The organism is Sphingosinicella sp., assembly GCF_052387495.1.
GTDB lineage: Bacteria > Pseudomonadota > Alphaproteobacteria > Sphingomonadales > Sphingomonadaceae > Allosphingosinicella.
On record NZ_JBQTJC010000173.1, the window covers coordinates 1 to 4,498 of the forward strand.

The following is a 4,498-nucleotide window of genomic DNA, read 5'->3' on the forward strand; positions in this document are numbered from 1 at the left end:
TCGAACGGCGGCCTCAACGCGCCGATGACCGACATGGCGCGCTACCTCGCCTTCCTGATCGGCGATCCGGCGCAACCATTGAATTATGATCTGGTGCTGCAGCGTTCGTCGCTGGAGGAGATGTGGCGGCCAGCGATCGCGCTCGACCGCGAATCCACCGAGGGGCGGATCGCCGTGGCGACACACAGCGGCCTCAACTTCTTCGTCACCGTGGGCAGGCCGGTGCGGATCGTCGGCCATAGCGGCGACCAGAACGGCTTTCGTGCCTGGCTCAGCTTTTGTCCCGAACAGCGGGCCGGAAGCCTGCTCGCCTTCAACACCACTGTCGGGGCCTCGAACGACCCGCCGGACGCCCGGATCGCGCTGGCGACCGACCGACTGTGCGAGGCGCTGGCGCGCTAAGGTCGCAGGATGGTGCGGCCGGTGGCGTGGGCATCCACGGCGGCGCGGCTGAACAGCATCGGCCGCAGCTCGCCCCTTACCCAGTGCGGGTAGAGATCGCGATAATGGGCAGAGCGGGGGTCGTTGGAGTTGCCGGGGAGGTTGAGGAACAGCGAATTGTCCCAGCCTCCGACGTCGATCACCTGGAGATAGCTCGCACCGCCGCCGACCTGCCAGCCACCGCCCCTGATCCAGCGTGCCATCGGCGTGTAGGAATCGCCGCCGGAACCCTCCCCCTCGATCGGCGGAAAGGCGGCGGCGATTGCGGGAATGCGGGACAGGGGATGGCGGATCGTCACCCGGTGCAGCGTCCCCCAGCGCCAGGCGGCGGGGTCCGGCCCGAGCTGCTCGCGCGCCAGCGCCCAGGCGGCAACGAGGGCGGCGTCGAACAGGGCGTCGCGGGCGGCGGCAGGGTCCGACCCAAGCCGTTGGTCAGGATGGGCGAGCAGTCCCAGCAGCACGGATGGCGCAATCTCGTCGACCAGCGCGCGCGCGCGTTCGGGCACGATTGCCGTGAGCATGCGCCGGCCCAGCTCGCGCCACAGCAGCTGATAGAGGGCCGCCGGTCCGCTGTCGGCGTCGAGCCGTCCGTCCCAGCCGCGCAACATCGCGAGTGCAGGCTCCGCCTCGGCCGAACCCCGGGCGGGCAGTAGCGCACCGAGCTGCCGCGCCGGTGTGGACAGCGTGTCGTGCATCAGCGCCACGCTGTCGGCGAGGTTGTGACGCGGCTGCGCCGCCAGTACGCCGGCGATCCGCTCGTAACGGTAAGGATCGCGGAAGGAGAAAGCCGGGATCCGCTCGCGCGGCCAGCCTTCGGGGAGGTTGTTCTGGTTGGCCGAAGCGAACCAGCCCTTGGCCGGATTGTACTCATTCGGCAGCGCGGAAAAGTCCCGGATCCCGGTCCAGTCGTAGCGACCGTCGCCGGGCACCGGCATCAGCCCGTCGCCCCGGCGCCGGACCGGCATGAAGCCGATCACCTGCCAGCCATGATTGCCGTCGATATCGGCATAATGGAAATTGGTCGGCGACGGGTGGAAGCGGAAGGCGGTCTCGCGCAGCTCCTCCCAGTCCCGCGCGAGGTTGATCGCGATCATCGCGAAGGCGCCGCTCGCCCCGGGTTGCAGCTCGATCGCGGCGAGCGCGGTGGCGCGCCGCCGCGCGGGATCGTGCGAGAGCACCGGACCCTGCACGGAATAGCGCAAAGTGGCGGCGTGAGGCGGCGCGTCCTTGACCGGGATCGAGACGTCGACCCGTTCGAACCGCCGCCAGCCGCCCTCGTGACGGTACTGCTCGGGAACGTCCGGGTGAAGCTCGAGGATGAAGAGGTCTTCCTGGTCGATATGGAAATTGGTCCGGCCGAAGGCGAAGCGGTCGGTGTGACCCTGCATGATCCCGGGCAGGCCCGGCGCGCCGCCGCCGATCACGTCCAGCCCCGGCGCGCTCAGATGCGCGACATGGCGCGGGCCGAAGCCGCCGATGCCGAGATGCGGGTCATTGGCGAGGATCGGCCGCCCGGTCGCGCTGCGCCCCGGGCCGATCGTCCAGGCATTGCTGCCCGCCTCGCGGTCGTTGGCCGGCGAAGGCTCGGGCGCGGGCACGAGCGCGCCGAACGGCAGCCCGCCGAGCCGCAGCACGCCGAGGTCCGCCGCCGACACCGCCGCCGCGTCCAGACCTTCGGGCACGCGCAGCTCCCAGGCCGGCCGCAGCGGGGCGACGATCGCGTCGAACTCGAGCAGGCCCATGCCGGCCAGGCGGGCGCGGCGGATCTCATCCTCGACGCCGCCGAAGCCGGCGCCGCGCGCGATCACCATGTCGCGCAGCTCCCACCGCAGCGGAGTCACGCCGAGAATGCCATATTCCAGCGGCAGCAAGGCGGAATCGGCCATGACCTCGTCGATGCGCGCGTTGATCCCGGCAACATAGGCCTGGGCGCAGGCGAGGATGGTCTCCGGCACCCGCGCGAGCTCGGCATCGAGATCGCCGCGGAACAGGAACAGCCGCGTCACGGCGTCGTGGGCGGCGAATTGCGGGCCGAAAGCCTCGGCCAGACGGCCCATCTCGCGGCGGTGCGACAGATCGATCTGGAACAGCCGGTCGCGCGCGACGACATAGCCCTGCCCGAAAAAGGCGTCGGGGATCGACCGCGCCCGGATGTGCGGAACGCCATAGGGATCGTCGAGGATCTCGATCGGCGCCGAGAGCCCGGCCGCCATCTGCTTCGTGCGCGAGACGATCGCCGCCGCCGCGCGCCCGGCGGCGGGCAGCAGCGCCGCCGTCGCGGCGGAACCGAGCAGGAAGGAACGGCGGCTGAGCATCGGCAAAATATCCTCGGGCGTGCGGACCTAGGCTAACGAGGGTCTGGCCTCGCGGCGCATCGCAAGCGCTCGGGCGACCATAGGGAAAAGTTATGGCCACGCGAAATTAATGCCCCTAAGCCCCACTCAAGGGCGCCATCATGAACCTCCGTCACATCGAGATTTTCCACGCCGTCTATGTGAACGGCTCGGTCAGCGCCGCGGCGCGGGCGCTCAACGTGTCGCAGCCTTCGGTGTCGAAGATGCTCCGGCACGCCGAAAGCCTGCTGGGCTTTCCCTTGTTCGATCGCGCCAATGGCGGGCTGGTGCCGACCGAGGACGCGCACAGCCTATTCGGCGACGTCCGGGAGATCCAGGACCGCGTCCAGGCGCTGCGCGAGGCCGGCCGCAACATCCGCCGCGGCACCGGCACGCTGCGCATCCTCGCGCTGCCCTCGCTGGCGCTCGAAGCCATTCCGAGCGCCGTGTCGCAATTCCTGCGGACCCACGAGAACGTGAAGTTCGACCTTCAGACCGTCCATCATGACGATTTGCTGCGCAAGCTTCACGAGCGCGAGACGGATATCGCGATCGCCTTTCAACTGCCGCCGTCGGCGCCGATCAGCCAACGCTGGCTCGGCGAAGGCGAGCTGGTCGCGCTCTACCGCGAGCAGGACATGCCCGACGCGCCACCGAGCCTCGAGCTCAGCCGCCTGCGCGGCCACCGCTTCATCAGCCTCGCCGCCAGCGGCCCGCTCGGTCAGCTTTTCACCGAGGAGCTGGAACGGCGCGACGTCGAGCTGGACGAGACGGTGTCGGTGCGCACCTTCTACATGGCGGCGGCGCTCGTCCGGCAGGGCGTCGGCATCACCGTCGTCGACAGCTTCACCGCCCAGGCCTGCCTCGCTCCGGGCCTGTCGATGCGTCCGCTGAGGCCGCGGATCACCTTCGACGTCCAGGCCATGTATCTGATCAACCGCCCGCCGGGGGCGCTGGCGGACGATTTCCTCAAGACGCTGAAGCAGGTGGTCGACGCTCCATAGCGGCTGGCTATGGCGGGTGGCGCTCTCACTATGCCACAGCCCCGGCGGGCCCGGTTAGGTTCCGCGCGAGATGATCCCGGCGCCTTACCTTGTCTATCTCGGTCACAGCACGGACCCGCTGAGCGTGAAGACCTCGCGGGGCGTTGCTGAGTTCCGGCCCGACGATTGCCTCGGGGAGTTCCGGCACGACGATTGCCCGCTGACGCTCGGCCTGCCGCGGCTGGGCATGGCGGAAGCGGCTGCGGCCGGCGCACGCACCCTCGTCCTCGGCATCGCCGGCGCGGGCGGCAAGGTCGGGGACGATCTCATCGACGATGCGGCCGCCGCGCTCGAGGCGGGGCTGCATGTCGCCTCCGGCCTGCATGAGCGGCTGCGCGACCAGCCGCGGCTGGACGAACTCGCCAGGGCGCGCGCGCTGAAGCTGTTCGATGTGCGCGATCCGCCCGCCGGTCTCGCTGTCGGCAAGGGCCATCCCCGGCCGGGCCACCGCCTGCTCACCGTCGGGACGGATTGCTCGGTCGGCAAGATGTACGCGACGCTGGCGCTGACCCGGGGCCTTCGCGAGCGCGGGATCGCCGCCCAGTTCAGAGCCACCGGGCAGACGGGCATCCTGATCGCGGGCGAGGGCGTGGCGGTCGATGCCGTCGTCGCCGACTTCATCTCCGGCGCGATCGAGCAGCTCGCCCCGGCGCGCGACGACGACGGGTGGGATTTGATCGA

4 protein-coding genes are annotated in these 4,498 nt (G+C 70.1%); 3 read left to right on the plus strand and 1 reads right to left on the minus strand.

All coding sequences use genetic code 11. The annotated features are described in order from the left end of the window. Nucleotides 1-402 (plus strand): serine hydrolase (locus ACT4N8_RS09740; protein WP_444857937.1); only part of this gene is annotated, 402 nt, incomplete at its 5' end. Here the strand turns inward: ACT4N8_RS09740 and ACT4N8_RS09745 are convergent. Further along, entirely contained in the window at nucleotides 399-2,756 is a 2,358-nt protein-coding gene (locus ACT4N8_RS09745; protein WP_444857938.1) for a penicillin acylase family protein, read from the minus strand. The two genes, ACT4N8_RS09740 and ACT4N8_RS09745, sit on opposite strands and share 4 nt — an antisense overlap. Nucleotides 2,757-2,896: 140 nt before the next feature. Here ACT4N8_RS09745 and ACT4N8_RS09750 point away from each other — a divergent pair, with 140 nt between their 5' ends. Together ACT4N8_RS09750 and ACT4N8_RS09755 are read left to right on the plus strand one after the other, a co-directional pair. Then, nucleotides 2,897-3,778, plus strand: a complete 882-nt coding sequence (locus ACT4N8_RS09750; RefSeq protein WP_444857939.1) for a LysR family transcriptional regulator — start codon at nucleotides 2,897-2,899, stop codon at nucleotides 3,776-3,778. Between the two features lie 70 nt (nucleotides 3,779-3,848). Beyond that, nucleotides 3,849-4,498, plus strand: a 650-nt coding sequence (locus tag ACT4N8_RS09755; RefSeq protein ID WP_444857940.1) for a DUF1611 domain-containing protein, incomplete at its 3' end; no start/stop codon positions are given.

Bases quoted from the DNA above. Each gene is read 5' to 3' on its own strand.
- ACT4N8_RS09750 (WP_444857939.1), top strand. From the start codon at position 2,897: ATGAACCTCCGTCACATCGAGATTTTCCACGCCGTCTATGTGAACGGC.
- ACT4N8_RS09745 (WP_444857938.1), bottom strand. From the start codon at position 2,756: ATGCTCAGCCGCCGTTCCTTCCTGCTCGGTTCCGCCGCGACGGCGGCG.